Origin of the sequence: Lawsonibacter asaccharolyticus (genome assembly GCF_022453915.1) — a bacterium.
Lineage (GTDB): Bacteria > Bacillota > Clostridia > Oscillospirales > Oscillospiraceae > Lawsonibacter > Lawsonibacter asaccharolyticus.
The window spans coordinates 2,044,412-2,070,251 of record NZ_CP091870.1; the positions used below are offsets into that span (position 1 = coordinate 2,044,412).

General features: G+C 60.6%; 26 protein-coding genes and 1 tRNA gene. 7 read left to right on the forward strand and 20 right to left on the reverse strand.

Going from position 1 to position 25,840, the window contains the following annotated elements; all coding sequences use genetic code 11:
• Positions 1–107: 107 nt before the first annotated feature.
• The 6 genes from L9O85_RS09800 (at position 108) to L9O85_RS09825 (ending at position 4,718) form a co-directional block, all read left to right on the forward strand.
• Positions 108–1,271 carry an ABC transporter ATP-binding protein gene (locus tag L9O85_RS09800; protein ID WP_276758231.1) on the forward strand — a complete coding sequence of 388 codons (1,164 nt, stop codon included), beginning with the start codon at positions 108–110 and terminating at the stop codon, positions 1,269–1,271.
• Positions 1,250–2,068 (forward strand): ABC transporter permease, encoded by an 819-nt coding sequence (locus tag L9O85_RS09805; protein ID WP_082203552.1) that lies wholly within the window; start codon positions 1,250–1,252, stop codon positions 2,066–2,068. Before L9O85_RS09800 ends, L9O85_RS09805 begins: the two co-directional genes overlap by 22 nt.
• Positions 2,069–2,130: 62 nt before the next feature.
• Positions 2,131–3,078: a glycine betaine ABC transporter substrate-binding protein gene (locus tag L9O85_RS09810; protein WP_050623945.1), complete on the forward strand. Its 948-nt coding sequence runs from the start codon at positions 2,131–2,133 to the stop codon at positions 3,076–3,078.
• Positions 3,079–3,169: 91 nt separating this feature from the next.
• Positions 3,170–4,069: a YitT family protein gene (locus tag L9O85_RS09815; protein ID WP_050623944.1), complete on the forward strand. Its 900-nt coding sequence runs from the start codon at positions 3,170–3,172 to the stop codon at positions 4,067–4,069.
• A 39-nt stretch (positions 4,070–4,108) separates the two neighbouring features.
• Positions 4,109–4,462 (forward strand): cyclic-di-AMP receptor, encoded by a 354-nt coding sequence (locus L9O85_RS09820; RefSeq protein ID WP_050623943.1) that lies wholly within the window; start codon positions 4,109–4,111, stop codon positions 4,460–4,462.
• Positions 4,463–4,544: 82 nt separating this feature from the next.
• Positions 4,545–4,718 carry a hypothetical protein gene (locus L9O85_RS09825; RefSeq protein WP_170116224.1) on the forward strand — a complete coding sequence of 58 codons (174 nt, stop codon included), beginning with the start codon at positions 4,545–4,547 and terminating at the stop codon, positions 4,716–4,718.
• Between the two features lie 424 nt (positions 4,719–5,142).
• On the opposite strand, the gene L9O85_RS09830 is transcribed toward L9O85_RS09825, so the two are convergent.
• From L9O85_RS09830 to L9O85_RS09880, 11 genes are all read right to left on the reverse strand, one after another.
• Positions 5,143–5,219, reverse strand: a tRNA-Arg gene (locus tag L9O85_RS09830).
• A gap of 263 nt (positions 5,220–5,482) precedes the next feature.
• A complete protein-coding gene (locus L9O85_RS09835) occupies positions 5,483–6,640 on the reverse strand; it encodes a sodium ion-translocating decarboxylase subunit beta (protein ID WP_108980910.1) in 1,158 nt (385 codons plus the stop codon).
• Positions 6,641–6,655: 15 nt separating this feature from the next.
• On the reverse strand, positions 6,656–7,318 hold the full coding sequence (locus L9O85_RS15205; RefSeq protein WP_276758235.1) for an OadG family protein: 663 nt from the start codon (positions 7,316–7,318) through the stop codon (positions 6,656–6,658).
• A 19-nt stretch (positions 7,319–7,337) separates the two neighbouring features.
• Complete coding sequence (locus L9O85_RS09845; RefSeq protein WP_276758238.1) at positions 7,338–7,754, reverse strand: biotin/lipoyl-containing protein; 417 nt, start codon at positions 7,752–7,754, stop codon at positions 7,338–7,340.
• Positions 7,755–7,963: 209 nt separating this feature from the next.
• On the reverse strand, positions 7,964–9,100 hold the full coding sequence (gene hgdB, locus L9O85_RS09850; protein ID WP_050623941.1) for a (R)-2-hydroxyglutaryl-CoA dehydratase subunit beta: 1,137 nt from the start codon (positions 9,098–9,100) through the stop codon (positions 7,964–7,966).
• The gene (hgdA, locus tag L9O85_RS09855; protein WP_050623940.1) at positions 9,097–10,545 is read right to left on the reverse strand and encodes a (R)-2-hydroxyglutaryl-CoA dehydratase subunit alpha; all 1,449 of its coding nucleotides are present in this window, start codon (positions 10,543–10,545) and stop codon (positions 9,097–9,099) included. Before hgdA ends, hgdB begins: the two co-directional genes overlap by 4 nt.
• An 83-nt stretch (positions 10,546–10,628) precedes the next feature.
• Positions 10,629–10,802: a hypothetical protein gene (locus tag L9O85_RS09860; RefSeq protein ID WP_187120338.1), complete on the reverse strand. Its 174-nt coding sequence runs from the start codon at positions 10,800–10,802 to the stop codon at positions 10,629–10,631.
• A complete protein-coding gene (hgdC, locus tag L9O85_RS09865) occupies positions 10,799–11,596 on the reverse strand; it encodes a (R)-2-hydroxyglutaryl-CoA dehydratase activase HgdC (protein ID WP_050623939.1) in 798 nt (265 codons plus the stop codon). The genes L9O85_RS09860 and hgdC overlap by 4 nt, the downstream gene beginning before the upstream one ends.
• Positions 11,597–11,753: 157 nt before the next feature.
• The gene (locus L9O85_RS09870) at positions 11,754–13,502 is read right to left on the reverse strand and encodes an acyl-CoA carboxylase subunit beta (RefSeq protein WP_336454718.1); all 1,749 of its coding nucleotides are present in this window, start codon (positions 13,500–13,502) and stop codon (positions 11,754–11,756) included.
• A gap of 63 nt (positions 13,503–13,565) precedes the next feature.
• Positions 13,566–14,369 carry a glutaconate CoA-transferase subunit B gene (gene gctB, locus L9O85_RS09875; protein ID WP_050623937.1) on the reverse strand — a complete coding sequence of 268 codons (804 nt, stop codon included), beginning with the start codon at positions 14,367–14,369 and terminating at the stop codon, positions 13,566–13,568.
• A gap of 20 nt (positions 14,370–14,389) precedes the next feature.
• Positions 14,390–15,487, reverse strand: a complete 1,098-nt coding sequence (locus L9O85_RS09880) for a CoA transferase subunit A (protein WP_108980906.1) — start codon at positions 15,485–15,487, stop codon at positions 14,390–14,392.
• Positions 15,488–15,756: 269 nt separating this feature from the next.
• Between L9O85_RS09880 and L9O85_RS09885 the strand changes: the two genes are divergently transcribed.
• Entirely contained in the window at positions 15,757–16,605 is an 849-nt protein-coding gene (locus tag L9O85_RS09885) for a helix-turn-helix transcriptional regulator (RefSeq protein ID WP_050623936.1), read from the forward strand.
• Positions 16,606–16,770: 165 nt separating this feature from the next.
• Here the strand turns inward: L9O85_RS09885 and pap are convergent, their stop codons facing one another.
• The 9 genes from pap to L9O85_RS09930 all read right to left on the reverse strand — a co-directional run bounded on the left by pap (position 16,771) and on the right by L9O85_RS09930 (position 25,812).
• The gene (gene pap, locus L9O85_RS09890) at positions 16,771–18,243 is read right to left on the reverse strand and encodes a polyphosphate:AMP phosphotransferase (RefSeq protein WP_276854063.1); all 1,473 of its coding nucleotides are present in this window, start codon (positions 18,241–18,243) and stop codon (positions 16,771–16,773) included.
• A gap of 303 nt (positions 18,244–18,546) precedes the next feature.
• Positions 18,547–19,074 carry a CDP-diacylglycerol--glycerol-3-phosphate 3-phosphatidyltransferase gene (gene pgsA, locus L9O85_RS09895; protein ID WP_050623934.1) on the reverse strand — a complete coding sequence of 176 codons (528 nt, stop codon included), beginning with the start codon at positions 19,072–19,074 and terminating at the stop codon, positions 18,547–18,549.
• The gene (locus L9O85_RS09900) at positions 19,071–19,307 is read right to left on the reverse strand and encodes a helix-turn-helix domain-containing protein (RefSeq protein WP_108980901.1); all 237 of its coding nucleotides are present in this window, start codon (positions 19,305–19,307) and stop codon (positions 19,071–19,073) included. Before L9O85_RS09900 ends, pgsA begins: the two co-directional genes overlap by 4 nt.
• Positions 19,308–19,364: 57 nt before the next feature.
• Positions 19,365–20,690, reverse strand: coding sequence for a 30S ribosomal protein S12 methylthiotransferase RimO (gene rimO, locus L9O85_RS09905; RefSeq protein WP_301578540.1), 1,326 nt, complete (start codon positions 20,688–20,690; stop codon positions 19,365–19,367).
• 417 nt (positions 20,691–21,107) lie between these two features.
• Positions 21,108–21,734: a regulatory protein RecX gene (locus L9O85_RS09910; protein ID WP_050623931.1), complete on the reverse strand. Its 627-nt coding sequence runs from the start codon at positions 21,732–21,734 to the stop codon at positions 21,108–21,110.
• Between the two features lie 3 nt (positions 21,735–21,737).
• Entirely contained in the window at positions 21,738–22,853 is a 1,116-nt protein-coding gene (gene recA, locus L9O85_RS09915; RefSeq protein ID WP_050623930.1) for a recombinase RecA, read from the reverse strand.
• A 66-nt stretch (positions 22,854–22,919) separates the two neighbouring features.
• Entirely contained in the window at positions 22,920–23,762 is an 843-nt protein-coding gene (locus L9O85_RS09920; RefSeq protein ID WP_301578541.1) for a metallophosphoesterase, read from the reverse strand.
• A complete protein-coding gene (gene prmC / locus L9O85_RS09925) occupies positions 23,762–24,625 on the reverse strand; it encodes a peptide chain release factor N(5)-glutamine methyltransferase (RefSeq protein WP_256182731.1) in 864 nt (287 codons plus the stop codon). Before prmC ends, L9O85_RS09920 begins: the two co-directional genes overlap by 1 nt.
• A gap of 182 nt (positions 24,626–24,807) precedes the next feature.
• The gene (locus L9O85_RS09930; protein ID WP_242850307.1) at positions 24,808–25,812 is read right to left on the reverse strand and encodes a DUF1385 domain-containing protein; all 1,005 of its coding nucleotides are present in this window, start codon (positions 25,810–25,812) and stop codon (positions 24,808–24,810) included.
• Positions 25,813–25,840: the final 28 nt, after the last annotated feature.

A 25,840-nucleotide genomic window follows, 5' to 3' on the forward strand; every position in this document is an offset into this window, starting at 1 on the left:
GCCTGAACTAACACACTCTTAATTCCAGAGGCAGAATCCTAGGGTCACATTAACTGAAATTCTGTTACGATACCGCCATAACAAAGAAGGGATCGTGAGACACGCTTATGATTGAGTTTCAAAATGTGTCTATGGCGTACAAAGATAGGCCCGTTCTGAACCACGTGGATCTTACCATTCAGGACAGTGAATTTTTTGTTCTCATCGGCTCCAGCGGCTGTGGAAAAACCACTCTTCTCAAGAGCATCAACAAGCTGCTCAATGTGCAGAAGGGCAAGCTGCTCATCAATGGGACGCCGGTGGACCGCATCAAAACAAATCAGCTGCCCAACCTGGTGGGCTATGTCGTTCAGGCCGGCGGCCTCTTCCCCCATCTGACCGTGGAGGAAAATATTGCGCTGGTCATGCGCATCGCCGGCTACCCCAGCGAGCGGATCTCTGAGCGGGTGACTGAGATGCTCCGAATGGTCGATCTGGACCCGGACACCTACCGCAACCAATACCCCTCTCAGCTGTCCGGCGGGCAGCAGCAGCGCGTGGGAGTAGCCCGGGCCTTTGCGGTGGACCCCCCCATCGTTCTGATGGATGAGCCCTTCTCCGCTCTGGATCCCATGACCCGGGCCGAGCTGCAGGACGAGATCCATACGCTCCAGAAAAAAACAAAAAAGACTGTCGTATTCGTCACCCACGACATGGACGAGGCGATCAAGCTGGCCGACCGCATCTGCATTATCCAGGAAGGGCACATCGTCCAGTGCGACACCCCGGAGCGGATCCTGAAAGCTCCCGCCAATCAGTATGTCACGGACTTTATTGGTGCCAACCGTCTGTGGGCCAACCCCGAGTATATCCGGGCCCGGGACATTATGCGCCGCCGTCCCATCACCATCTCCAGGGGGCGGACCGTGCTCCAGGCTCTGCAGATCATGCGCCAGAGCGGCGTGGACAGCCTGCTGGTGGTAGACGGCCGGGACCGTCTGCTGGGGGTCCTCTGGCTGGAGGAGCTGATGTCGGAGAAAGACGGCTCTGGCTCCGCCGAGACCTACCTCTCCGATGACTACGTCGCGGTGGAGGGGGATACCACTCTCAAAGAGATCATCTCCACCATCGACTACGATGTGTCCGGCATTATACCCGTGATCGAGCACGACCGGACTCTTGTGGGATTTTTGACCAAGAGCAGTCTGCTGGCCACTATGAGCAGGCAGTTCGTCCCTGAGCATACTGCGGGAGAAAGGAGCGGAGTTATATGGGCAGCAGCAGCGCATTGATAGAGTCCCCCGCATCGTGGTGGGACAGTCTGGCGGAGAATTTCCTTCCCTATCTGACGATCTATGCAGAGGAGTGGGACAGTCTGGTGGAGGAATTCCTGCGCCACCTGGCCATGACCTGCTTCGCCGTGGTTCTGGCCCTCATCATTGCCGTCCCCCTGGGTATCTTCATCACCAGAAGCAAAAAGGTCTCCAGCGTGGTCATCGGCATCGCCAATGTGATGCAGTCCATCCCCTGTATGGCCCTGCTTGCCATGGGGATCCCCTTTCTGGGCGTCGGTGAGACACTGGCTATCTTCATGGTGTTTGTCTATGCGTTCCTCCCCATTCTGAAAAACACCTACACCGGGATCTCCAGCATCTCTCCTGTCTCCCTCGAGGTGGCACGGGGCATCGGACTGACCCGCATGCAGCAGCTGGGCCGAGTGGAGCTGCCCATGGCCACGCCCTATATCATGTCCGGCATCCGTATCGCTGCCGTGGGTGCGGTAGGCACCATGACCATCGCCGCTTTCGCCGGAGCCAACGGACTGGGCTGGTTCATTATGCTGGGTATGAACTCCCTCAATTATCCTATGACTGTCATGGGGGCGGTCGCCTCCGCTGTGATGGCCCTCACTCTGGATTACCTCCTGGGCCGCGTGGAACGGGCCCTCACCAGCGAGGGGCTGCTGCCTCAGGACCAGATCAAAAACCTCAGCAAAGCTGTCCGGACCCGCCGCAAGGCAGTGGCAGGCGGGCTGTGCTTTGCCCTGGTCGCTGTCTCCGCGGCATCCTATGCCGCCATCATTGCCTGAGCCTATCTGGGCTGATCTCTTGATTTTAAAATTCAAAATAAGAAAAAGGAGTTTCTTGCGTCATGAAAAACCTGAAAAAAATCACCTGCGCTCTCACAGCGGCTGCGCTGTCCCTCTCCCTTGCCGCCTGCGGCTCTTCCGGCAGCGGAAGCGGGTCTGTTTCTTCTGCCCCCTCCAGTACCGGAAGCGGCGACAAGACCATCGTGGTAGGCACCTCCAACTTTACTGAGGTCAATATTCTGGGTGAGCTCTATACCGAGCTGATCGAGGCCAACACCGATTACACGGTGGATCAGCGCTTCGGTCTGGCCGGGGCCGCCGTCTGCTTTGACGCCTTGGAACAGGGAAGCATCGATATGTTCGTGGAGTACACCGGGACCGCCCTGATGAATCTGCTGGCCCAGCCCATGAATACCGATAAAGACGTAGTTTGGCAGACTGTCAGCGATATGATGATGAAAGACCACAACATCTATACCTCCGCTCCTCTGGGCTTCAATAACACCTATGTGATGAGCGTCAAGCCCGAGACCGCCGAGGCCTATGGCCTGACCACTCTGTCTGATCTGATCGAGAAGTCCCCTGAGCTTCGGCTGGGATGCACCGTAGAGTTTATCCAGCGCGAGGACTGTCTGCCTCTTCTGGAAAGCCAGTACAACGCCGAGTTCAAGGATGTCACCGGACTGGATGCCAGCCTGCGCTACACTGCCATTGAAAACGACGAGGTGGACGTGGTGGACGCCTTTGCCACAGATGCTCTGCTCTCCAAGCTGGGGCTGACCACTCTGGAGGACGACCTGGGCTTCTTCCCCCCCTACTACGCTGTAAACTTCGTAAATGCCGATCTGATCCAGTCTGATCCCGCTCTGGCCGAGGTCCTCTCCAAGCTGGACGGTGCCATTGACGAGGCTACCATGGCTGCCATGAACGCTCAGGTAGATGTGGACGGCATGAGCGCCAAGGAGGTCGCCCATCAGTTCCTGGTGGACAACGGCCTGATTCCCGCCTGATCGTCCGCTTTCCTACAGATTTGCTCCCGGAATATCCCTTTGGGGTATTCCGGGACCATTTCATAAATTGGATTGATAAGGGTGGGACTGTATGGTACAATATAAGCAGGCGATGGGACTTCGGCGGCACAGCGGCCAGATTGTCAAAGATATGTCCCTCATTGTTGTCGGCTCCCTGCTGTTTTCCGTATCCATGAACTGTATTATTCTGCCTTCCGGAATGTACAGCGGCGGATTTTTAGGGATCGCACAGCTTCTGCGCATGGTTTTGCTCTCTGTTTTCCCGTCTCTCCAGTCTGTGGGGGACGTGGCCGGCATCATTTACTTTCTGCTCAATGTCCCCCTGCTCATTCTGGCCTGGTCCAGATTTGGACATCTTTTTTTTGCAAAGACCGCCCTGTGTGTGGCCTGTTACAGTATTTTTCTGGCCCTGATCCCTATTCCTCAGTCTGGTCTGTTCGATGAGCATCTCACCGCCTGTGTCATCGGCGGCCTCGCCTGCGGCGCTGGCGCCGGCCTGACCCTCACCTCTGGCTGCTCTGGAGGCGGAGAAGAGATCCTGGGGCTGCTCTGCCTTCAGAAGCACCCCCTTCTGAGCGTTGGCCGTATCTCCATGGCCCTGAACTTTGCAGTTTATGGGGTCGGTTTTCTGTTTTTTGACCGGCAGGTGGTGGTGTACAGCATTCTGTTCACCTGCGTTACTTTTCTCTGCTTGGACCGGGCGCACCTGCAAAATGTGATGGTCACTATGCTTATCATCACCAAAAAGCCGGAGATGGAGCAGCTGGTCTTTGAATATGTGGGCCGCGGCGTTACAAAATGGGAGGGAGAAGGGGCGTACAGCGGAGAGCAGACGGAGATGCTTCTCACAGTGGTCTCCAAAAAGGAAGCTCTTCAGCTTCGTAAGGCGCTGCAGAAGCAGGACCCAAACATCTTTGTCATTCTGGATGACAACATCTCAGTGGTAGGGAATTTTCAAAAGCGGGTCTGACCTGGTCTGGCCCTGCGGGAACAAACAAGGAGGTCTTACATGGAACAGCACAGTGGGAAATTGGTTTTGGCTATCCTCCAGGGGGAAGATTACGAGGATACGGTCTACGAGCTGAATCAAAACGGCTTTTTTGTTACGATGCTCAGCTCCACCGGAGGATTTCTAAAAAAGCACAGCACCACCATCATGATCGGCGTTGAAGAGCCCCGTCTGGATGAGGTGCTGGACATTCTGAAGCGCCGGGCGGGTCAACGGAAAGCCACGGTCTACCAAAGCTTTTCTATCCCCATGGGGCACCCCTACCCTCCTCTCATGCCCGCCACCCCTGTTGTGCAGGATGTGGGCGGTGTGGTCGTCTTTGTAATGGATCTTCAGCATATGGAAAAGTTTTGACTCTCCCTGCTCCCAGCACAGCGGCCGTCTTCCCTGCAACATCGGTCGGATTTTAGGGCATACTGTGCCAGGGGTGATCTTTATGGCAAAGCGCAGAGCACGCAGGCCGTCCCATATGGAGGACCTGCGCCTCAATCCTCAGCTCCGCCTGTGTGCCAAATTCGACGAGACCAGCATTGCCAAATTTCCCGTTGCCGCACCCAAGGAGATGGGGATGCGTGTGCTGGACAACTGCGCCGAAGAGCATATCATGTGACCTTGCCGCGCCCTGAGGCGCAGTCTGCCCGCCGTTTCCCCCCGCGCCAGGCGCCGGGGCGGAGCGGCGGGCAGTTCTCTTTCCCCCGATTGCGTCCTGCCTCTCCAAGTGATATTCTCAGGCATAACAAAGCCTCCATGTTTTCTACTCATGTGCTCATGAGCGGTATAACATGGAGGTTTCTTCGACAAATTGATAAAAAGAAAAGCTACATTTCGGCCTCGTTTATAAGATCAAAATATAGCTTTTAACTTGGAATATGTGGACAAAAAAGATGCAGTGGCTACAGGTCTGTGCCAAAAACCAAACCGAACCCGCTACGCTGGGCTTCGGTTTGGAAGCGAGGAGCGGCAAAGTGAGTGCGCGATAAGTTTTGTAATGAAACGAAAAAACTCGTCGCAAGCGATACGACGCTTGCGACGAGTGGTACGGCTGAAGGGATTCGAACCCCCGACCTTTTGGTTCGTAGCCAAACACTCTATCCAACTGAGCTACAGCCGCATACCGCAGGAGAAGTATCTCTCGCTGACAGCTTATAAATAATAGCACATATTTTTTGATTTGGCAAGTACTATTTTTATTTTTTTCAAATTTTTTCTTCCTTCCTCCTCTCCCCTGTTCTGCCCAGCTTTTTTCCGCCTTTTCCCCCTCGATGCCCCCTCTTTTCTCTCCGCCGCATCTCTTTTCCTGCACGGAAAAAGCACTCGGCACACCGGTCTGCACCGGTGTGCCGAGCACCTGTTTGAAACTGTAATCGCTTTAAATCAGCCGCCGAAGACCTTGATCATAAATCCAGCGGCACAAGCGGAACCGATGACGCCAGCCACATTGGGTCCCATAGCGTGCATCAGCAGGAAGTTGGAGGGGTTCTCCTTCTGTCCCACCACCTGGGACACACGGGCCGCCATAGGCACGGCGGACACGCCGGCAGAGCCGATCAGCGGATTGACCTTGCCACCAGTCAGAACATACATCAAATCGCCCAGCAGCAGGCCGCCAGCAGTGGACAGCAGGAAAGCCGTCAGACCCAGAGCGATAATGGACAGGGTCTCAACAGTCAGGAAGCTGCTGGCCGTAGCCTTAAAGCCCACGGACAGGCCCAGCGGAATCGTCACGATATTGATCAGAGCGTTCTGAGCGGTATCAGACAGACGCTCCGTGACACCACACTCACGGAACAGGTTGCCCAGCATGAGCATACCAATCAGAGGTGCAGTATCGGGGATCAGCAGCACTACGAAGATGGTCACGGCAATGGGGAAGATGATCTTCTCAGTTTTGGAGACCACACGCAGCTGACTCATCTTGACCTGACGCATTTTCTTAGTGGTCATCAGCTTCATCAGCGGGGGCTGGATCATGGGGATCAGGGCCATGTAAGAGTATGCCGCGATGGCAATAGCCGGCAACAGCTCTACCGCCAATTTTGATGCCGTCAGGATAGCAGTGGGGCCGTCTGCGCCGCCAATGACGCCGATGGCGGCAGCCTCAGCGGGAGTAAAGCCCAGGACCAGCGCCATCAGGAACGCTGCGAAGATGCCCAGCTGCGCAGCAGCGCCCAGCAGCAGGGACATGGGGTTAGCCAGCAGAGGACCAAAGTCGGTCATGGCACCGATGCCCATAAAGATGATGGACGGGTAAATGGCGTATTGGACACCCTGATAGAGTACCCACATAAAGCCTACTGTTCCACTATGGGTAGCGGCATCATAGACGGGCTCGGCAAACAAGCCGGTAATGGGCAGGTTGGCCAGCAGCATACCGAATGCGATGGGGACCAGCAGCAGGGGCTCAAAGCCCTTGCCGATACCCATGTACAGCAGGACACAGGCAATGACGAGCATGACCACGGTCTTCCAGTCCAGAGCGGCAAAGCCAGAACCGCCAGCAATCGCAAAAATGACTTCTTTCAGAAATTCCATACTTCACCCCTCCTCTCAACCGATGGTGACCAGCAGGTCATCGGTGTTCACAGCAGTACCCACAACGGCAGAGACGGCCTTCACAGTTCCGTCCACGGGAGCGGAGACCTCGATTTCCATCTTCATGGCCTCCAGTACCACCAGCACATCGCCGGCCTTTACAGCCTGGCCCACGGAGCACTCCACCTTGAAGATGTTTCCGGGCATGGGGCTGTTGACGGCCGTCTCTCCGGCGGCCACAGCGGCGGGAGCCGCAGCAGGCGCGGGGGCGGCAGCGGGAGCAGGTGCGGGGGCCGCAGCAGGAGCAGCAACAGGGGCGGGGGCAGCGGCGGCAGGAGCCGCACTGATGTTGGTGATCTGGAAGGAGTTGGGGGACATCCCGGACTCCTCAGCCACAGCGGCCATCATCACCGCAACCAGCTCACCCTCATCCACCGCAGGGGCGGCGGGGGCTGCCGCCGGTTTGGCGGCAGGGGCAGCGGACTTGGGGGCGGGTGCGGCAGGAGCCTTTCCCTTACCCTCGATAGCGCCCACGATCTTGGAGATCACCAAAATGACCGCCATCAGCATGGCAAGCATCACAAAGACGACCAGCAGACCGGACACGGCTACCAGCAGGGCCTCACCGACATCCAGAGGTTCAAACGGGTTAATAATTGCTTTATCAACACTAGGCATGTATCTGTACCCCCTACTTTTAACCCAGGGTGACCAGCAGATCGTCAGTGTTGACAGCGGTGCCCACGGTGGCGGCCACGGCCTTGACGGTGCCGTCCACGGGGGCGGAAACCTCGATCTCCATCTTCATGGCCTCCAGCACCACCAGCACGTCGCCAGCCTTCACGGCCTGACCCACAGAGCACTCCACCTTGAAGATATTGCCGGGCATGGGGCTGTTGACGGCCGTCTCACCGGCGGCCACAGCGGCGGGAGCAGCAGCGGGCGCCGGAGCGGCGGCGGGGGCGGGAGCGGGCGCCGCAGCGGGCGCGGGGGCGGCGACAGGAGCGGCAGCCACAGGGGCGGCCACGGGAGCGACAGCGGCAGGAGCGGCGGCTCCAGTCTTTTCCACAGTCACGCTGTAAACTTTTCCATTTACAGTTACGTTGTAGTTCATAGTCTATCTTTCCCCTTCTTTGATTATTTTATGGTCACCGGCTTGGGCCGGGCGCAGGCCCCTCCCAATCGGACGTCCATTTTCCCGGACTCCCCCTGTTCCCGTGACGGGACACAGGGGGAGAAACCCGAAATTGGTGGCATTATATCACTTCAGCGGGAATTTTTCAAGGGTTTCGGCCCAGAAGACCGATTTTCTGCATGGGATCTTTACAGCACGTCGGCAAATGCCTGGATGGCGGTGCTGGCCTGCCCGAAGTCCCGCATCTGCTGGTCCACACCCAGCTTGATGTGGGGCACGCCGGCCTCGTCCAGCGCCTTCTTCAGATAGGGGTACTCCATCTCCTCGGGGTCGCAGAACTGCTGCATGAACAGGACCACGCCCTGGGCACCGCTGTCCTTGGCCAGCTGGGCCACGAACTCGCCCCGGCGGTTCTGGCTGGAGTGCTCATCGTAGAGCAGGACATCATAGTCCTGATCAGCGAACTGCTGGGCCAGGGCCATCATGGGATCGCCCTCCTCGCTGGCGTCCACCCGGAAAGCGCGGCTCTCTTGGGCCACGTCGTCGGCGGCAATGGCGATGTTGTTGTCGTCAAAGATCTGGAGCAGCTTGGGGTTGTCGCAGATGATGCCGGAGGTGACGATCTTTCTGCCCTTCCAGTTGGCTGCGGGCAGCTGGGCCAGCTCGGCGTTCAGGGCCTCCAGCTTCTCGGCGTAGACGGCGGGCTCCATGAACCAAGCGGAGCGCAGCACGGCGGAGCGGCTGACGGCGGAGATGACATCACAGTGCTCGCTGGCCAGCTTGACGAAAGCCCGGCGGGCGGCGCGGCTGCGGTTCATCACCTTGATAGCGGCCCGCAGGTCGTCATCGGTGATCTCCTTGCCGGCGATCTTCTCCAGCTCAGACTTGACGTGCATGTACTGGTCCACCGTGAACTGCAGGCCGAAAGCGGGCTTGCGGTACTGGGGATGGGCCAGGAAGATGCAGGGCAACTTGTCGCTCATGGCCACGCGGATGTTCTGGCTCATGGGCCGCAGGGTATCACAGATGGTGGGGGTGATGACGCCGTCCAGCTGATCCAGGGTGCCGTCCAGCAGCATCTCCAGCGCCAGCTGGGCGATGGTGCAGTAGAAGGTGGCGCAGTACTCCTTAGCCAGAGCAATGGTCTTCTTGTTGCTTCCCCAGATGCCCATGGGCACCATGCCGGCGGCCACCACCAGCTCGGCAGGGGCATAGTAGGGCAGCATTCCGATCACCTTTTTGCCCTGCTTCTTGTACTCGCTCAGCACACGGTAGGGGTGCTCGGAATACTCCTTGAACTCGTTCAGCAAAACCTCGGTGCTCATTTCGCCTCGGCCTCCTTCTTCGCTTGATTGGCCTCCATGGCCTCCACCAGGCCCTGGACACGGGTCTCATACTGGGCCTCGTTGAAGTTCCGGGGGTCAGCCTGGTCTCCGTCAAAACCGGCACAGGGGACACCCAGATCCTTGGTAAAGCGGCGCTGCATCTCGGCCATGTAGCCGGACCAGGGCTTGCAGGAGCGGTTGTAGTGGACCAGCACGCCGTCCACCTTGTTGTCCCGGCAGATGCCCTCGCGCCAATCCACGCCCTGCTCGATACACACGGAGTTGGGGGCCTTGTAGTAGGCGCGGACCATCTCGTCCATATTATTGTACACAAAGCCGAAAGCGGGGGCATACACCACGGCGGTGACGTTGACGCCATGCTCCTTCAGAGGCTTGAACAGATTGGGCAGCTTGGGCCAGCAGGGAATGCCCTCGAACATGACACGGTACTTCTCAGGGAAGGGGGTGGTGGAGGTGCCGTTCTTGACGGCCTCCTCCAGGTCCTTCTCCAGCAGCTCAAAGGCCTCGGCGGCGGCCACCTTGCCGCGGGCAGTAACTACGTCGGCCATGTGGTTGAACAGATCGAAGCCGCTGTAAGGGGAGGGTTTGTACTGCAGGTAATCGCACACCCGCAGCCAGGCCTGGGCGGTGCGGTTGGCATTGGCGCAGGCCTGCTCAAACTTCTTCTCGTCGAACTTCTTGCCGGTCAGCTCTTCCAGCTGCTTGATGGCGGAGTCGAACTGGGCGCGGACATAGGCCACATTGGTGTCATGGACATCAACAGTGTTGTTGTAGGGGATATCGATCATGATCAGGGGGATGTTGCGCATGCGGGCGATGTTCTCATACCACTTGGTCATGCAGTTGCAGATGTTGTTGCAGCAGAGCATGAAGTCGGGCTGAGGCATCTGCATCTGGCGGTATGGCTTGATAGCCGCCTTCCGCAGCTCCTTCTCCCGGCCCTCAGGCAGGGCCTCGATCTCATAGATGTCGTCCAGCACCGTGTAGGGCTGCATGGTCTTGGGGTCCTTCTTGGGCTTGCCGGTCTCGGGGTCAATGACCACGTTGCCGTTCTCGTCCTTCAGGGGTTTGCCGCTGTTGGGGTTGATGACATACTCACCGGTCTCCAGGTCCACCTTGCGGGAAGCACGCTTGCCGGCGGCGTAGGCCAGACTGATGCGGGCGTAGCCGCAGATGTCGTTGTCAAAGCCCAAGTCCTCGGCAGCCTTGCACATGATCTCGCCGTCCCGGTTGGCGGCAATGCCGGCAGCCTGGTTCTCGGGGTACATGACGTTCAGATCAAAGGCCTCGGCCAGCTCACAGGGGAACTTGGAGCTGGACCAGCCCACCAGCTTGCCCTCGGCCTTGGCCTTGCGGGCGTCGGCGTACACATCCTCGACGACCTTGCGCAGCGCCTGAACGCCGGGGCTTACAGTTTTAGCCATTGTTCTTCTCCTCCTCACTAGATTCACTAGAAAAATCAATGTTTCAATGTTGCGGGGCCGCTGGGAAAACAGCCCGAAATGGATCATTTCTCCCTGGTAAACGCGCCGATCCCGGCAATCACCAGTCCGATGGCCGCGACAAGGACGGCAAACTCCGTTCTATCCATCAGGTCACTTATGACTGGCAGCCATATCCCTGACAACAGCAGTACTACGGCGAACAGGATCAGTGCGATACCAAACAGGACTTTTTTCATCCCTTTTGTTCCTTCTGATACCTCTGATAGGCGAACAGCGCCGCCCCCAGAGCCCCGTTGTACTGGGTCAGGGGCGAGGTATAGATGATGTGGCCCAGTTCCTCCTCCAGCGCCTTGACCACGCCGGTGTTCTGTGCCACGCCGCCGGTCATGACCACCTGATCCCGGACGCCTACCCGGTGGGCAAGGCCTGCCACCCGGCTGGCCACGGAGTGGTGGATGCCGTTGATGATATCCCGTTTGTCAGTGTCCAGAGACAGCTGGCTGATGACCTCGCTCTCGGCAAAGACAGTGCAGGTAGAGCTGATGGACACGTTCTTGGTGGACTGCGCCCCCAGCGTCCCCAGGTCCTCCACCTTCACCTCCAGCACCCGGGCCATCACGTCCAGGAACCGGCCGGTGCCGGCAGCACACTTGTCGTTCATGACAAAGTTGGTCATGACCCCGTTCTCGATCTGGAGCACCTTCACATCCTGGCCCCCGATGTCGATGACGGTGTGGACTTCAGGAAAAAGGAAGCTGGCTCCTCTGGCGTGGCAGCTCAGCTCGCTCATCTGCTGGTCTGCGATCTCCAGCATGGAGTTGCGGCCGTAACCTGTGGCCAGGACATAGCCCATGTCCTCCCGCTTCAGCCCGGCGTTCTCCAGTACGTCGCTGATGGCCCGCTGGGGGCCGCTGGTCCCCGCTCCCACGGGGATGAGGGACTTGCTGACCAGCTCCTTGCCATCCGCCAGGATAACGCACTTAGAGGCGGTGGAGCCGATATCGATGCCCAGCGTGTAAATTTTATCCATGGTTTCGCTCCAATGTCAGAAATTGTGTGGTCCCGCCGGAGACTGCTTTCTCCAGGACCCCCGGCGCTGTCACACCTGCGCCGGGCCGCTGCTCTCCCCCTCCGCCGGGACCGGCTGTGGCCCGGGCGGAGGGGGCGCATTTGTGTGGGAAAGGCCCTTACTTCTTCAGGTTGTCGTAGTCCCGGATGGTACGGGGCAGCAGCATCTGATGGAAGGGGCAGATGGACTCGGGGTTCTGATAGACAGCATCAGTGAAGGCCACGATGTAGTTGCGCATCATGGGCATGTCCACGATCTCGTCCACCAGGCCGGCCTGGGCGCAGAACAGAGGCTTGGACTTCACATCGTAGTCGTCGATCAGGGCGTTCATCTTGTCGATGGTGGGCTGGAGATCCTTGCCCGCCTTCTGATCCTTGGCCAGACGGCCGGTGTACATGGCGTTGGCGGCGGTCTTGCCATTCATGACGTTGATCTCAGTGGCGGCGGTGCCCAGGGAGAAGGCGTTGTTGTCGTTGCCCTGGGGGCCGCCCAGCACGTAGTGAGCGGCGGCAGTGCCGCGGCGCAGGGTGATCTCCATCATGGGCAGCTTGCTGGTCTGGATGGAGTAGATCAGGGACTGGCCCAGACCCAGCAGCTCGGCGACCTCGGCGTCATCGCCTACGTCAATGCCAGTGGTGTCCTGGATCCAGATCATGGGGATGCGGTCGCGGGCGCACAGGGTGACGAACTCGTTCATCTTGATCAGTCCCTGGCGGTACAGCTTGCCGCCGGCGCCCATGGACTGGCCGTACTTCTCCATCTTGTACTCAGGGTAGTTGGGGAACACGCCCTGCTGGTTGGCTACCACGCCGACCAACAGGCCGTCCACCTTGGCCAGACCGGTGATCATCTCGGGGCCGTAGCCCTTCTTGTACTCCATGAACTGGCTGCCGTCGAACAGGCGGGCGATGACGGAGTACATGTCATAAGGACGGTTCTTGTTGTTGAGCACCAGGTCGTACAGCTCCTCGTCGGAGACGGCGGGAGACTGGGGCGCATCCACGCGGAAGAACTCCAGGTCATAGCTGGGCAGCATATCCACATACTTCTTGATGCCGGCGATGACGCCCTCCTGGGTGTTGTACACCTCGCGGAAGAAGCCGGTCTGTCCGAAGTGGATGGAGACAGATCCGGGAGGATCGGCCCGCAGGCCCTTGGTGGCCTCGATCTGGGCCAGAGCGGCCTCCATGTCCACGTGGGGCTTGGGGTTCATGCCGCCCACGATGCCGGCGCCACCCACGGCCATGTTGGCCTTCTCATGGGCCACCAGGACGGTGGGGCTGATGGAGTGGTAGCCGCCGCCGGCGGGGTTGGTGCCGTGGATGCCCACGATGACGGGGATGCCCATCTGGTTGAGCTCGGAGTTGCGATAGAAGGGGGTGCCGCCGCCCCGGCGGTTGGGGTACACCTTCTCCTGCTGGTCCAGCTCCACGCCGGCGCACTCCAGCAGATAGATCAGGGGGATGCGCAGCCGCTTGGCGGTGTCGCTGCCCCGCAGCAGGTTGTCAGCCTGGCCGGGCACCCAGGTGCCGGCGTGCTTCTTGTTGTCGGAGGCGATGATGACGCACCACTTGCCGTTGACACGGCCCAGGCCTTTGACGATGGAGGTGGTGCCGGTCTTGTTCTTCTCGGGGTTGTACAGGCTGTTCAGGGGGCACCAGGTGCCGGGGTCCACCAGCAGGGACACCCGCTGCATGGCGGTGAGCTGGCCCTTGGCATTCATGTCCGCGTCGGCCTTGCCGTTCTCCAGGCCCTTCACGATCTGGGCGTGGATCTCCTCCTCGATGGCCTTCAGCTCAGCCACGTTTTCCGCGTTGGCGCGGACGGGCTTGCCCACCACGGGCATGTTCTGGAAGTATCGGGGCATAGAATAGTTACCCAATGTCAATTCCTCCTATGTTGGTAGTATGGTGTTCCGGAGCGGGATCTCTTATTCCTTGGGGACCTTGATAAAGGCCTGGCCGGGGTCGATCTCCTCGCGGATGACCCGGATGATCTCAGGAGAGGGGCCCTCGAAGAGCTGGGCGCGGGACACGTCCACCTCGAAGCCGGTGTTCTCCTGGACCATCTCAGGGGAGGAGAAGGGATAGTAGTAAGCCAGATACATCCGCTTGGTCTCCTCGTCGAACTTCATGATGCCCAGGTCGGTGACCACCATCTGGGGACCGCGGTTGCCGGGCAGGCCGGCGCGCTCACGGCCGCCGGGGCCGTCCATCCAGCCGCAGGAGGTGATGTAGTCGATCTTCTCCATGAAGCGGCGCTTCTGGTGCTGCATCATGATGATGGTATTGCAGAAGGTGGCGATGCCGTTGGCGCCGCCGGAGCCGGTGAACCGGGTCTGGGGCTTGACATAGTCGCCCTTGCCATAGATGCAGGTGGAGTTCACGTTGCCGTAAGGATCGATCTGGGCGCCGCCGATGAAGGCGATGAGCCGGTCAGCGTCGTGCAGCCACTCGTTGGCCTCAAAGCCGATGAAGCGGATGTTGGGCCACTGAACGGCGCAGTGAGCCATGAAGCGGTTATCGCCCACAGAACGGGGGACCTCCACGGGGGAGCAGTCCATCAGGCCGCTCTCCACGATGGGGTGGCAGGAGGGGCAGACCACCCGCTTGGCCAGAGAGGCGCCGATCAGAGGAAGGCCGGTGCCCACGATGACGATCTGATTCTCCTTGATGTTCTTCGCGATGGCATAGGCCTGCATTTCCTGCTTGGTGTACTTCGTATAATCAGCCATTGTCGTAAACCTCCCAACTCTTAGTGTCTGGTGGAATAACCCAGATGGGGCTCGTTCTTCAGGCGCATCAGACGGGCGCCGCCGATCTTGTCCAGCAGCTCGTCGTGGTCCTTCACACTGTACACCCACTTGTCCAGGTAGTCCTTGAAGGTCTCGGGGACGGCCACGCCGGCGGCGGCGTCATCGGCAGCCTTCTTGGCCCGGGCAGCGGCCTCGGCCAGCTTCTCGTCCTCGGGCTTGGCCGCGGCGGCCTTCTCAGCCTTGGCGGCGGCCTTGGCCAGCTGGGCCTTGGCGTCCTCGGCGTCCTGATACTTGGAGGCCTTGTCGTACTCCTTCAGAGCGTGGGAGTCGTTGTCGTAGTAGTTGTAGCACTGGGAGGGCCAGGCACCATAGGGGCAGTGGACCACAGCGTCCACGCACTCGCCGAAGATGCGGGTCAGGGTGGGATCGCGGCGGATGTACTCGTCGCTCACCAGCTCGTCACAGGTGACGATGACCTTGCGGGCGGCCACAGCGATGTCCACGTCATGGAACTCGTCGCCCTCGATGATGCAGGTGCCGTCGGGGCTGGCCTTCTGCACGTGGATGATGGCGGTGTCCAGCTTGGGCACGGGGACGGCCACGATCTTCTCGCCGGGGTTGAAGGGGTTGTCCATCTCCACATACTTCAGGTCGTCCACCTTGTCCAGGGTCTTGCGCTGCTCCTCGCTGATGCCCCAGTACTTGGTCAGGCCGGAGCCCTGCATCAGACGGACAGGCAGGAAGGGAAGGCCCAGGGAGGCAGCATGGAGGGCCAGCATGACCACGTCCTGAGAGTAGTCCTCATAGGCCAGCTCGCCCTTCTCAATGGCGGCGCGGAAGCGGCGGGAGACATTGGTATAGCCGGAGTTGGCGGTGTAGCAGTTGATGTAGGCCTTGACGCGGCCCTCTCCGATCATCATGTCCCAGTCGCCGCCGGCAGGACCAGCCCAGACGGTGAAGTCGCCCTGCCCCTGGCGCAGGATCTCTGCCACGGCAGCATAGGGCTTGCGGTTGGTCGTGAAGCCGCCGAAGGAGATGCAGTCTCCAGTCTCGACGTATTTCGCGATCGCATCGTGCAAGGTGTACACTTTGTTCATGGTAATACCCCCATTACAAAAGATTTGGAATGTACGGTCTCGCTTGCTTTCTTTGCTCTTCTTCCTGTTGTGAAAATTGCAATCTGCCTCATTTTCATCGTAGGCCAGTTTATCACAGGCTCCGATGGATTTCCTTTGCTAATTTGGCAAAAAGTTTGCATATCTTCACTACGTATGTTATAATACCACAACAAAGGAAGTTGGGCAAGCCAAACCCTCTGCAATTTTACCAGAAACTTCACTTTTTTAAGGGTATTTGAGGTAGTTTCATGACCAATGTTGAATTTCATTTACAGCTGAATCACAATGTGACCTGGAACATGAGCCGCCTCCATTTCCACGACCACTACGAGCTCCTGCTCCCCCTGACCAGCCCGGGAAACATCTTCGTCAACGACCAGGTCTATCCCCTCCAGCGGGGCACCTTGTACCTCATCGGGGAGAACACCCTCCACCGCACCATCGCTACCGGCTTCCACGCCCGGTATATCCTCCATATCGGCCGGAAGGCCCTTGCCGAGCTGTCCACCCCCCAGACCGACCTGACCCAGCTGACCCACGACAGCTTCCGCCGTGCCGCCCTGTCCACCGACGAGATGACCGAGATCATCGAGCTGTTTCAGGCCCTGGAGCGCAACAAAAACGACGGCTCCTTCGGCAGCGACATCCACCAGACCATTGCCCTGCTCAACCTGCTGATCCGCGTCGCCCCTGTCCTCAACGCCTCCACCGCCGGCGAGGCCATCCGCAACAAGGACTTTCTGCGGGTGGCGCCCATCCTGGACTATATCCGGGACAACCTGGCTGAGCCCCTGACCCTGGATCAGATCGCAGGCAGGTTCTTCATCAGCAAGCACTATCTGTGCCGCATCTTCAAGTCGGCCACCGGCTTTTCCGTCATGGAGTATATCATTTACAGCCGCATCCTCCGGGCCCGGCAGCTGCTCCAGGAGGGGGTCAGCGTCCAGCAGGCGGGGGAGCTGTCCGGTTTCTCCGACAACTCCCATTTCATCCGCACCTTTGGTCATCTCACCGGCACCTCCCCCGGCCGCTACGCCAAGGAGTACCAGGCCGGCGACCAGGTCCTGCTCCGGGACCCCGACCACTCTCACGGCTGACTCTCCCACCAGTGCGCGGCCTGCTGTAAATATCAATATCCGCAAACCGCCCTTCGGAAAAAGAGGGGCGGTTTTTCCATTTTCCCGTCTCTTTTCCCTCCGCATCTCCTTCTGAGACGGGAAAGGCCCCGGCAGGGCTTCCTCCCCGCCGGGGCCTTTCCTTGCTCACCGGTCCAGCGTCTGCCGGATGGCACCGATGACCAGCCTCATGGCCTTGATCCGGGCATACCGCTTGTCCACCGACTCCAGGATATGCCACGGCGCCCGCTCCGTGCTGGTCCTGGCCAGCATCTCGTCCACCGCTTCCTCATAGGCGTCCCACTTCTCCCGGTTCCGCCAGTCCTCCTCCGTGATCTTCCACTGCTTCTCCGGGGTGTTCTGCCGCTCCCGGAACCGGGCCAGCTGGGTGTCCTTGTCGATCTGCACCCAGAATTTCACCACCACCGTCCCGGCATCGGTGAGCTCCCGCTCAAACTCGTTGATCTCGTCATAGGCCCGCTGCCACTCTGCCTCCGAACAGAAGCCCTCCAGCCGCTCCACCATCACCCGCCCGTACCAGCTGCGGTCAAAGATGGCGATGTGGCCCGTCTTTGGCAGGCGCTCCCAGAACCGCCACAGGTAATGCCTGGCCAGCTCGTCGTGGGTGGGGGCGGCGATGGGGATGACCTCATAGCCCCGGGGGTCCAGGGCGGAGGCCAGGCGCTTGATGTTGCCTCCCTTCCCTGCGGCGTCCCACCCCTCGTAGACGATGACCACCGGCACCTTTTTCCGGTAGAGCTCATTGTGAAGCTCCGCCAGCTCCTTCCGGCACTTCTTCAGCTGCTTCCGGTACTCCTTCTCCCCCAGGGCCTGATCCAATCTCACCTGGGACAGGGGTTCCATGGGCAGCAGGGGCCACTCCCTCTTCGGCTGCTCCGCTGCGGGCCGGCAGTCCAGGGCGGTGCAGATCTGGTGGTACAGCCAGTCCGCCGCTTCCAGCTGCGCCCGGACGGCATGGGAGCCGTCGATCACCTTCCAGCGGGCCCAGGGTGCGTCAGTGGCAGACATAAAATCCTGGAAAGCATCCAGCGTCCGCCCATAGTTCTTGTTCTGCCGCCAGTCGTTTTCCCCTGCCCTCCAGGCCGTGTCCTTGTGGCTGGCTAACTTCTTCAGCCGTTTCCGCTGGCGCTCCCTGTCGATGTGGAGGAACAGCTTCACCAGCAGATAGCCGCCTGCCGCCAGCTGCCGCTCCATCATCCTCACGCTCTCCAGCCTCCGGGCATACTCCCGCTCGGACAGGCCGCCCTGCAGCCGTTCCCGCACCGTCTCATCCATCCATCCCGAGTCCAGGAAGAGGACCTTTCCCGCCTCCGGGATGCTCTGAACGTAGCGCTTCAGGAAGGGCCAGCGGCGTTCCTCCTCTGTGGGCATGGAGACACTGATCACCTTGAAAAACCGGGGGTCCAGCTCCCGGATCAGGGAGCGGATCACGCTCCCCTTTCCGGCCGCTCCCCACCCCTCCACCAATACGATCACCGGCAGCCCTGCCTGCTTCAGCCGCTGCTGGAGGCCCGCCAAATCTGCTCTTCTCTGTTTCAGCTCTGCCTTGTGCACCTCTTCTGGCTCTGTTGTCCGTTCAAATCTCCACTCACGCAGCATTTTATGCCCTCCCCACCCTATTTCTGGCCCTAGTTTACGCCGTATTCCCTGGAAATACAAGTCAGAGGGGGGAACTCCCCGTGTCATTTTAGCTGTTGTGCCCAGCGTTTCCGGCCTGCGGGGCCGTTTTCCGCTTCCTCCCACTCCTGTGCGGGGGCGTGTTGCCCCGTGCCCGGATGCTCTGTGATCGCAGCGCCTCATTCTCAAATTCCCTTTCTTTGAGGGGGTCTGGTAAAAAAGCCCCGTCTGTTTGAGACAGACGGGGCTCTCTGATTTGAATACAGGCTATTATGGAAAATGCACTCATTTTGTTCCGGACAGCACATCCAGATTCTTGATGAAATACTCCACCCCGGAGTAGATGGTGGTCAGCACGATGACCGCCACGCACAGGGAGCTGATCTCCCGAGCCACGGGAGGGATGAGCATGAGCACGATGCACACCATGGTAGAGGCAGTCTTCACCTTCCCCGACCAGCCGGCGGCGATGACCCGCCCCTTGTCGGCGGCCACCATCCGCAGGCCGCTGACGGCAAACTCCCGGATGACTACAATGAGCACCGCCCAGGCCGGCATCTGGCCGATCTCCACGAACCACAGCATGGCAGCCACCACCAGGCACTTGTCCGCCAGGGGGTCCATGAACTTACCGAAGTCCGTCACCTGGTTGTAATGCCGGGCGATATAGCCGTCCAGGGTGTCGGTAAGGCTGGCTGCCACGAAGATGGCCAGGGCCCAGTAGCTGGCGCCGGGCACGTCCAGATAGAGCACCAGCAGAAACGCGGGGATCATGACCACCCGCAGCAGGGTCAGCTTGTTGGCGGTATTCATCCGTTACTATCTCCTTTATCCGTTTCCCCTTCGGGAAAATACTCTATGATGTCGCCCGGCTGGCAGTGGAGATATTCACACAGCGCCTCAATCGTCCGGGTGTCTATATGTCCCTCATTTTTACGCAATTTTCCCAGTGCAGACATGCCAATGATCTTGTCCTTTCGCAGATCATACTTCCGTAATCCCTGCTCCTTCAGCCGGATAGACAGTTTATCACAAACCAAAGGCATCGTCTACCCTCCCATGTCTTTTTCGGTAAAACACACCTCACGCCGTGTAAAATCGCATCATTCCTCGATCTCACCCGTCAAGTCCCCGTCGGACATGCCGGTGATGCGCACGTTGACGAAGGTGCCCGCCGGGATCACTCCGGCGGCGGTGAAGAGCACCCTCCCGTCAATGTCCGGGGAGTCGGCGTAGGTCCGGCCCGTGTAGCACCCCTCCGCGCTGTCGAAGCCCTCGCACAGTACCTCCATCACGGTGCCCAGCCGCTCCTCATTGTACTCGTCCATGACCCGGGATTGGAGATCCACCACCAGTTCCACCCGCCGGGCGGCGGTGTCCGGGTCCACTTGGCCCTCCATGGCGGCGGCCAGGGTCCCCTCCTCAGGGGAGAACTGGAAGACGCCGGCCCGCTGGATGCGCTGCTCCCGCAGGAAGTGGCACAGCTCCTCAAACTCCGCCTCCCCCTCGCCGGGCAGTCCGCAGATCAGGGAGGTGCGCAGCACCACGTCAGGCATGGCCTTCCGCAGCTTGGCGAACAGCGCCTCGATCTCCGCCCTGGTGTTCCGGCGGCGCATAGCCTTCAGGATGGCGTCGTTGCAGTGCTGGATGGGGATATCCAGATAGTGGAGGATCTTGGGCTGGCGGGCGATGGTCTCGATCAGCTCGTCCGTCACCGCCTCGGGGTAGAGGTAGTGAAGCCTGATCCAGTGGAAGTCCAGCTCACACAGCCTGTCCAGCAGCTTGGCCAGGGTGGAGCCGTCCTTCCGGTCCAGCCCATACCGGGTGATGTCCTGAGCAATGACGATGAGCTCCTTCACGCCGGAGGCGGCCAATCCCCGTGCCTCCTCCACCAGGGCCTCCATAGAGCGGCTGCGGTAGCGCCCCCGGAGCTTGGGGATGATGCAGAAAGCGCAGCCGTTGCTGCACCCCTCCGCGATTTTCAAAAAGGCGGTGTAGGGCGGGGTGGTGACCATCCGCTCCCCGTCCTCATAGGTGCGGTGGATATCGCCAAAGTGCTCCGGCCGCTCCCCCTCCATCAGCTCCGCCACGGCGGAGGCCACATCGGTATAGTTGCCGGTGCCCAGCATCCCGTCCACCTCGGGCAGCTCCGTGCGGATCTCCTCACGGTAGCGCTGGGTCAGGCAACCCGCCACCAGCAGCTTCTTCAGCTTACCTGCCTTTTTCAGCTCCGCCAGCTCCAGGATGCTGTTGATGGCCTCGCTCTTGGCCGACTCGATGAAGCCGCAGGTGTTCAGCACTGCCACGTCGGCCCCCTCCGTTTCACCCGTGACGTCGTACCCCGCTCTCCGGCACAGGGCCATCATCTGCTCGGTGTTCACCAGATTTTTGGCGCAGCCCAAGGATACAAAGGCTACTTTGTATGGCATGATGTATCGCTCCAATATTTCTTAATTTTATATCAGAAATTCTGCCACCTTTTGGGCGGTAAGATGTCTCATTGTCTCTTTGGCCCCTTCGAGTGACATTATTCGGCCCGCCCATTGGATGCCTTATTTCCCCCGCCAGGAGGGATCGTCTGTAATTCCCAATAGGTAATCAGACGATACTTTGGTGCTGATTGCCTTGGTGAGACAGCCCGACTACATCTCCCAGCTGTTTTTGACTCAGGCCATCCTTTCGCCACATCTGAAAGATCCGTTCCCCAAATATTTTTGTGCCACACATAATATTCTCCTTGACATTTACCTTTGAGCAGGCCCATTTTCTGGCCTTTGCATGGCAGGAACAAACCGCTTTTCTGGCAGGGCTGCGGCTGGGCGTGCAAGTGATGACGGCCGCTCTGCCTATTCATCTGATTCTGCCTCAGCCCCGTAGCGGCGCAGGCCCTCGACGATGTCGGACCAGGAGTAGCCCCGGCGGGCCAGGGCGTCAGAGGCCTTTTTCAGCTCCCGTGGATCATCGGGGAGCGTGCCCCTCCACTTTTTCCGCAGAAACTCCTCAATGGCGGCGGAGGGGTCCGCGGCCCCCTCCAGGGCCTCGTCCCACAGCTCCCGGGGAATCCCCCGGCGGTACAGTTCGTCCCGCAGCTTCCGCTCCCCGTATCCCTTCGCGGAGTAATAGCGGACCACCTGGGCGGCATAGGCGGCGTCGTTGAGGAAGCCCAGCTCCTCCATCCGGTCAGCGATGGCGGCTGCCTCCTCCTCCCCCGCCTCCCAGCTTCGGAGCTTCTGCTCCAGCTCCCGGCGGGACATGGGTTTGGATGTCAGCAGGTTGAGGGCTTTCTGGCGCAGTCCGCTCCGGCGTGCCGCCTGGGTAAGGGCCTCGGCCTCCCCCTCCGACAGCTCCTTGCCGGCATAGAGGGCGAAGTCCACCACCTCGCCCTCCCCCAGCCGGAGGATGGAGCCGTCCTCCAGCACCGCCAGCCAGCGGCCCTCCACACGCCGGGAGGGCTTCAGATCCTGGATGACCACGGCTTACTGCCCGTCCGCCCCGTCCTCAAAGTCGTCGGCGGACACGTCCACCGCCCGGCCTGCGGCCCTGGCGGCGATCTGGGACTGTTTGCTCATCAGCTTGAAGGAGTTGGCCCGCACCTCGGCCTCGATGCGGTCGGCCAGCTCCGGGTTATTTTTCAGGTACTCCTTCACAGCATCCCGGCCCTGGCCCAGGCGGGTCTCCCCCATGGAGAACCATGAGCCGGACTTCTGAAGAATATCCAGCTTGACGGCCAGATCCACCAGCTCGCCCCACTTGGAGATGCCCTCGCCGTACATGATGTCGAACTCCGCCTCCCGGAAGGGGGGGGACACCTTGTTCTTCACGATCTTGGCCCGGGTGCGGTTGCCGATGACCTCGCCGCCGTTCTTCAGTGCCTCCACCCGGCGCACGTCGATGCGCACCGAGGCGTAGAACTTCAGCGCCCGGCCGCCGGTGGTCACCTCCGGATTGCCGTACATGACCCCTACCTTTTCCCGCAGCTGGTTGATGAAGATGACGATGCAGTTGGTCTTGGCGATGGAGCCGGCCAGCTTCCGCAGGGCCTGGCTCATCAGCCGGGCCAGCAGGCCTACATGGCTGTCCCCCATGTCCCCCTCGATCTCCGCCCGGGGCACCAGGGCGGCTACCGAGTCCACCACCACCACGTCGATGGCACCGGACCGGACCAGGGCCTCACAGATCTCCAGACCCTGCTCGCCGGTGTCTGGCTGGGAGATGAGCATGGAGTCGATGTCCACCCCCAGGGCGCGGGCATAGGAGGGGTCCAGGGCGTGCTCCGCGTCGATGAAGGCCACCTCGCCCCCGCGCTTCTGGGCCTCCGCCACGATGTGCAGGGCCAGGGTGGTCTTACCGGAGGACTCCGGCCCGTAGATCTCAATGATGCGCCCCTTGGGCACGCCGCCGATCCCCAGGGCGATGTCCAGGGACAGGGAGCCGGTGGGGATGGCGTCCACCACCACCCCTGCGTTCTCTCCCAGGCGCATGATGGAGCCCTTGCCATAGGCCCGCTCGATCTGGGCCATGGCGGTCTCCAGAGCCTTCTTCTTATCAGAGGCGGGGGAGGCAGACTCCACGCTCTTTTTCTTTTCAGCCATTCTGATCGATCCTTTCCATCCCCGGGGGCGGCGCAGCCGTCTCCGGGCCCACTTTTCTCTTAAGGTTCACAGCGCCTTGTCCTCTGCGGGCAGCAGATCCAGCGCCACCAGCTCAGGGGGATTGAACACCCGGGGCAGCAGGTTCCGGCAGAGCCCCCGGCTCACCACCAGGGTGGTGCTCCCCAGGGCGTAGAGCCCGCCGGCGTAGTCCGGGAAGGCCCCCTGGTGCGGGGCGAACAGGCCGTTGATCATCCCCGGCAGGCGGACCTGCCCGCCATGGGCATGGCCCGACACCACCAGATCGAATCCACTGTCCCGGTAACATTCCGTCCGCTCCGGCCGGTGGGAGAGCAGCACTGTGTACCGGCTGTCCCCCGTCAGCGCCTGGCAGGCCCGGAACTGCTCCAGCCACCCCGACTCGCCGGCAAAGGCGGAGGGGTCGTCCACCCCGCAGATCCGGAGTGTGCCCCCCGGCGTCGCCAACAGAGTGCCGCTGCCCTCCAGCACGGTGATCCCCCAGCTCCGGAAGCGCCTCTTCAGCGCGTCCAAACAGCCGGTGCGCACCTCATGGTTGCCCGACACATAGCAGCAGGGATATGCCCCACCCAGGGCGGACATCAGGGCATCCACCCCGGCGTCGCCCCGGGAGTCGTCTGCCATGTCCCCCGCCAGGAGGACGGCGTCGGGCGTCTGGGCCTGGATGGCGGAGAGCAGCCCCCGCTGCGCCCGTCCATAAAATGTGCTGTGCAGGTCGGTGAGCAGCAACAGGCGCACTGGGGCGGAAAGCTTGTCCGTATGCAAGGCGTAGCGGCGCAGAGTCAGTCCCTGCCACAGGGCGGCCGTCAGGACCGCGGTCCCCGCCAGCGCCGCCCCGCCTATCATCCATTTCTTCGTCTTTCCATATGCCATTAACGGTTCACGGTCCCCTCTACCACCCGCCAGATCCCCTGGGTGTCTGCGGTGGTCTGTATGCCTTCAAAGCCGTTTCGGGCCAGGATGTCCTCCACGCTGGGGGCCTGTCCGATGCCCACCTCAAAGATCAGGCTGCCCCCCAGCCGCAGGGCGCTTTTCCACTTCTGGGTCACGGCCCGGTAAAAATCCAGGCCGTCCGCCCCGCCGTCCAGGGCCATATGGGGCTCATAGTCCCGCACGGAGACATCCAGGCCCGGGATGTCTCCAGTGGGGATATAGGGTGGGTTGCAGGCGATGATGTCAAAGTCCCACAGGGCAGAGGCCGGGGGCTCCAGGGCATTGACGCTGACACAGGTGACCCGGGCGTTCAGGCTGTTGCGGCGGACGTTCTGCTTGCACACCCGCAAGGCTCCTTCCGACAGCTCCCCCAGCACCACCCGGCAGGCGGGCACATTGGCGGCCACCGCCAGCCCCACGCAGCCGCTGCCGGCGCACAGGTCCAGCACCCGGGCTCCCTCGCCTGCCGCTCTGGCACGGAGGATGGCCCGTTCGGCCAGCACCTCTGTGTCACTTCTTGGGATGAGCACGTCGCTGGAGATATCCAGAGGGAGGCCATAGAACTCCCACTCCCCCACGATATAGGCTACCGGCTCCCCCGCCAGGCGGCGCTGGACCAGCTCCTCCACCCGCCGCTCCAGCTCCGCCGAAACATAGAGGGACATGTCCCGGTACAGCTGTTCCCGGCTCTTGTCAGAGGCATAGCACAGCAGTTCCCGGGCCTCCAGCTGGGCGGCGTCGATGCCTGCCTTTCTCAGCCGCGCCCGGGTGTCCAGGTATAGGTTGTTATAGGTCGTCGCCATTCAGCTCCCCCCCATTTTTTCAATTAGGAATGAGGAATTATTTTGTCCAGCTCCGCCGCACACGGTCCGGTCCTGATTCCCCGCCACGCTCTCCAAGGCTCCCGCAGCAGGAACCCCCTCTCCAACTGGAAGGCTCCCCACAACGGCTAAAATTCCTAATTCAACCAAGCGCCTCCGGTGCTTTACCAGGCGTCCTCGCCCTGCTTCTCCGGCAGGACCAGCTCCAGCGCTTTGATGCCCACTTCCATCATGGAGTCGTCCGGCTCAAAGGTAGTGAAGTTCTGCAGCCACAGGCCCGGGGCCACCAGGATGCGGGTGATGGGGCCGTCGTGCCGTCCGGCCCAGCGGTTGAACTCGTAGCTGATGCCCACGATCAGGGGCAGCATGGCCAGATGGGCCAGGAAGCGCAGGATCGGGTTGTGCACCGGCCAGATGGCGAACACCACGGTGGACACCAGGATGGAGATGGCGATCACCATGAACAGGAAGCTGGTGCCGCATCTGGGATGGTGCCTGGGCTGCCTGCGCACGTTCTCCACCGTCAGGGGCAGGCCCGCCTCATAGCAGAAGATAGTCTTGTGTTCCGCCCCGTGGTACTGGAACACCCGGTGGATGTCTTTCATCCGGGAGCAGAGTACCAGATAGCCCACAAAAATCACGATCTTCAGCAGGCTCTCCGCCACGTTGCGCACCAGCATGGAGTCTGTGAACAGGGTCACGGCGGTGCCCAGCAGGGTGGGCAGGAGGAAAAACAAGCCGATGGACATGCCCACGCCCAAGATGACCGCCAGAGTCAGGAAAAAGGAGGCCGCCTTCTCGCTGCCCAGCCTGCTCTCCAGCCATACCTCGAACTTGGAGGGCTCCTCCTCTTCCGCCTCCCCGTCCTCGGGGAAAAATTCCGCGGAGTACATCAGCGCCTTGACGCCGCTGTACATAGAGCCGCCGAAGTTGACTACTCCCCGGATCAGGGGCCAGCCCAGCACCGGATAGCGGTCCCGGATGAATCTGAGCTCCCTCTCCTGGATCTCCAGTCCGCCGTCAGGGCGGCGGACCACTACGGACTCCTTTTTCGGACCCCGCATCATGATGCCCTCGATGAGGGCCTGGCCGCCGCACATGGTCTTGAAGCCCTTGGAGCAGCTGCCCCGGGCACAGTTCTGCTGTGTTTCTTCTTGCTTTTCTTGCATGGATCTTGGTTCTCCTTTTCATTGAAGG